3 protein-coding genes are annotated in these 3155 nt (G+C 64.6%); 1 reads left to right on the top strand and 2 read right to left on the bottom strand.

Features of this window, described 5'->3' with window-relative positions; genetic code table 11:
- Nucleotides 1-97 precede the first annotated feature (97 nt).
- Both QZT63_RS02120 and senA read right to left on the bottom strand, forming a co-directional pair.
- A complete protein-coding gene (locus QZT63_RS02120; protein ID WP_290648170.1) occupies nucleotides 98-982 on the bottom strand; it encodes a putative selenate ABC transporter substrate-binding protein in 885 nt (294 codons plus the stop codon).
- 95 nt (nucleotides 983-1077) lie between these two features.
- A complete protein-coding gene (gene senA / locus QZT63_RS02115) occupies nucleotides 1078-2415 on the bottom strand; it encodes a selenoneine synthase SenA (protein WP_290648168.1) in 1338 nt (445 codons plus the stop codon).
- A 31-nt stretch (nucleotides 2416-2446) separates the two neighbouring features.
- On the opposite strand from senA, the gene senB reads away from it, so the two are divergent.
- The coding region (gene senB, locus QZT63_RS02110) for a selenoneine biosynthesis selenosugar synthase SenB (RefSeq protein WP_290648166.1) at nucleotides 2447-3155 on the top strand (709 nt) is incomplete at its 3' end.

Here is a 3155-nt window from a genome sequence, read left to right as displayed (position 1 = left end):
GCGACGCGCTGCCCAGGCTCAATCGTCAGGCTCAGGGGGCCAAGCACACGCTCACCCCCGTAATCGGCGCTCACGGCGCTCAGGACCAGGGGCTGCATTAGTCGATCAGATCCAGCTCGCGTCCCATCTCCCGGATGACGTCGTAATCCTCGTTCGCCACCGGGATGAAACCCTCGCGCGGGAAGCTGGCCAGCAGGTCGGGGTCGTCCATATCCAGCAACGCCTGCCGAACACGGTCGCTGAAGCCGTCACCGAAGCGCTCATCCACGTCGCCGCGGATGGTCCACTGATAATTGGTAAAGGTGGGAGTTTTCCAGATCACGCGCACGCGGTCGGTATCCACCGCCCCGGAGTCGGTGTCTTTTACCCAGGAGGCGAAGTTCACCGCGCCCACCTGGTAGGCGCCGGACTCCACCAGCGCCATGGTGCGGCTGTGGTTGCCGCTGTAGCCCACGCGGCTGAAGACATCGTCCGGGCTTTCGCCGAACTGCTCGCGGATGTGGTAGTCGGGAATGAGCCGCCCGGAGGTCGAGCCCTTGGAACCAAAGGTAAAGGTCTTCCCGCGCAGCTCCTCCGGCAGGCTGTCGCTGCGCTCGAGCCCCGTGTCCTCGTTGGCGATGAAGTAGGTGCGGAATTCCGCGTCCTCGACACCCTGGGCAATGGCCTGGGAGCCGGGTACCAATTCCCGGGCCTGAACGCCTGAGACCGCGCCGAACCAGGCGAGCTGCACCTGGTTGTTACGGAAGGCGCTGACCGCGGCGGCGTAGGATTTCACCGGCACGTAGCGCACGTCCACGTCCAGCTCCTCGGAGAGGTACTCGGCGACGATGTCAAAGCGTTCCTGCAGGCGGGTTTCGTCTTCGTCGGGGATGGCGGTGAATACAAACGACTGGGCACTGGCGCTTCCGGTTGCAAAGGCGAAGGCCAAAGCAATTGGGTAGACGATATGCTTGTACACTCCGTAACGCAGATACTTGTACATGATGATCTCCAGGAGAAAACACCGGCGAGCAGCCGGATTGTGGGTTGATCGTCTCGAACGTCCCGCAGGAGCCCACCTGCGCCGCGGATGACGCGTCATGGCGCGCAGGTGCGGAAACCGGCAAAGATGTCATTGCGGTCCGGCGTGAAATAGTTGCGGTGCCCGTTATGCACCAGGCGACTGCGTGTCGCCCAGGCGCCGCCCCGCAGAACATGGCGGCCTTCCTTGAACCACGGCTTAGAATAGTCTTTGTATAGATCCGTTTCAAACCCTGGATAGGGTTTAAACAACGAAGACGTCCATTCCCACACATTGCCCAGCATCTGCCGGCAGCCCAGGGCGCTGTCGCCCTCGGGGAATGCCGCCACATCCACGCAGCCCAGGCGGTGCCCGTCCATATTGACCAGTGACGGTGACGGCGGCGCATCACCCCAAGGATACAGCCGCTTGCCCGGCTCCAGTGCCCGATTGTCCGGCGTGGGCACGCGGCTGGCGGCGACCTCCCACTCCGCTTCCGTGGGTAACCGCCGCCCGGCCCAGCAGCAGTAGGCCTGCGCTTCGTAGAGGCTCACAAAACACACGGGATGATGGGGCGCCAGCGGCAGCCAGCGATCGAACCAGCGTTGCTCCCAACCGGCCCCGCGGCGGCGCCAGTATAACGGCGCCTCCTGCTCCCGCTCCTGTCGCCACTGCCAGCCCGCCTTGCTCCAGAGCTCCGGGCGCTGGTAGCCCGCGTCCTCGACGAACGCCTGATACTCGCTGTTGGTCACCGGCGCCCTGGCGATGGCAAAGCCCGGCACCTCCACGGTATGCGGCTGCTTCTCGTTATCGAAGCGAAAGGGCACGCTCGCATCCGAGCCCAGCTGGTGGGCTCCCCCGGGCACCTCGGCATCCCCGGGCAAGGTGCCGGTTATCTCCGCTTCGGGCGGTGTGACACCATCGGTGAACTCCGGCGGCGGATACCCCAGAGTCTGCCGGGTGTAGGTAAAGGCCTCGGCATGCATATCCTCGTGCAGGATGGTGAGCTGATAGACATAGCTCTGCGCCTCGGTCGCCTCGCCGCCGGGAAGCCGCTCGACCATGGCATTGCGCACCGACTCAAGGTAATCCAGCGTGCCCTGCATGGTGGGCAACGGCAAATCCCAGCGATCGTCGTGGTGGATACTACTGGAGTCATACAGGCGCTCGGCATCGGGCTGCTGGTAGTCTGGCAGGCCATAGAGCGTGCGCAGCGCGAAGTAGTCATGGAAGAACCCCACATGGCCCACTTCCCAGAGCGGCGGATTGACGATGCTAAGATTCGGCCCAAACTGACGATCACCGGTGAGATCCCGGGTGAGATCCAGGGTGCGCCGGCGGGCATCGTCCAGTATTCGGATCAGCTCATTGCAATGAAGTCGCCGGGTTGTCGGGACGTCAATGGAGTCGGCCATTTCTCGAACCCCCTGCCAGGAATCAGAATCCATGAAGATCAGCTTGATTACGCCCGCCGGCCGGCAATCCCGGGCCGGGAACCGCGCCACTGCCACCCGCTGGGGGCGTTTTCTGCGCGAGCTGGGCCACCGCGTCCATATTGCCATGGAGCACAACGGGCGCCAGGCCGAGCTGATGATCGCCCTGCACGCCTGGCGCAGCGCCGAATCCATCCGCGCATTCAGCGACCGCTGGCCCGATCGGCCACTGGTCGTCGTCCTCACCGGAACCGATATCTATAAGTTTCAGCATAGTCATCCGGAGGCGACCCTGGGGAGCATGGCACGCGCCCATGCCCTGATCGGCCTGCATGACCGCGTTTGTGACGACATTCCAGCACGATTCCACCAGCGGCTGCACACGGTATTTCAGTCCGCCCGCCCGCTGTCGCGGCGGCTGGCGCCGGTCCAATCCTGGTTCGACGTCTGCGTTGCCGGTCACCTGCGCGAGGAGAAGGACTCCCTGCGCGCCGCCTACGCCGTGCGGGAACTGCCGGAGCACTCCCGGTTGCGCGTGGTCCACATGGGAAAGCCCCACAATGCCGAATGGGAAGCGGCCGCGCTCGCGGAGGCGCAATCCAACCCGCGGTTTCGCTGGCGCGGTGAGGTGGCCCACGGCGAGGTGCGCCGACTCATGGGGCAGGCCCGGCTCATGGTCATGAGCTCGGTCATGGAAGGCGGCGCCAATGTGGTCTCGGAGG

It is taken from the genome of Aquisalimonas sp., assembly GCF_007120195.1.
Classification (GTDB): domain Bacteria; phylum Pseudomonadota; class Gammaproteobacteria; order Nitrococcales; family Aquisalimonadaceae; genus Aquisalimonas.
Note: the sequence above shows the minus strand (reverse complement) of the source record. Positions and strands in the feature narration are given on the sequence as shown.